Genomic DNA, 592 nt, shown 5'->3' with positions numbered 1-592 from the left:
GGGACGCCCTCTCCGAGCGCCTGCTGGAATCTCAAGAGCTCGTCCCGGACCCCCTCCCCCAGGATGAGGTAGCGGGAGACGCAATCGAACACCACCGCGCCGCCCAGCGGGCCAGGGGTGGCTTCCCGGGCCATGGTGGCGGCACCGGCCGCCGCGTCGAGCAGATCCGCGCGTGCGCCCTCCATCACCCGGACCAGCGAGCCGTCCGGTATCTCGGCGACGTAGCGGACCGAACCGTCGGATTCGACGGAGATGGGGTCACGGATCACGAACTCGCCGCTGGCCTGGGGAATCCCCAGCGGGTGGGTCATCGCGAAGCTGGCGAAGCCCGGCACGTCCAGTTCGACGCCCCGGCTCGCGGCCGTGCGCCGGTAGACCTCGAACGCGCTCTCGTAATCCAGTTCGATGGCGGTCGTGCCGCGCGCCTTCGTGACCTGGGCCGGTGGACCGTACGGATACCAGCCGTGCTGGATGCCGACGCCGATGGGCTCCTGGGCGTCGAAGGCAATCACCACCACCTGGTCCCGGTAGGCCTTTCCTTGCGCGAACTGGGCCGTCTTGAAGAACCGGAGGTTGTTTCCCGCGCCGCCCC

Annotated in this window: 1 protein-coding gene; it reads right to left on the bottom strand. The window is 69.8% G+C overall.

The genetic code is table 11. From position 1 onward, the window contains the following. The coding region (locus tag D7V93_RS43840) for an FIST signal transduction protein (protein WP_208723380.1) at positions 1 to 592 on the bottom strand (592 nt) is incomplete at both ends.

The organism is Corallococcus llansteffanensis, from assembly GCF_003612055.1.
Taxonomy (GTDB): Bacteria; Myxococcota; Myxococcia; order Myxococcales; family Myxococcaceae; genus Corallococcus; species Corallococcus llansteffanensis.
This window is presented reverse-complemented; position numbering and strand designations above follow the sequence as displayed.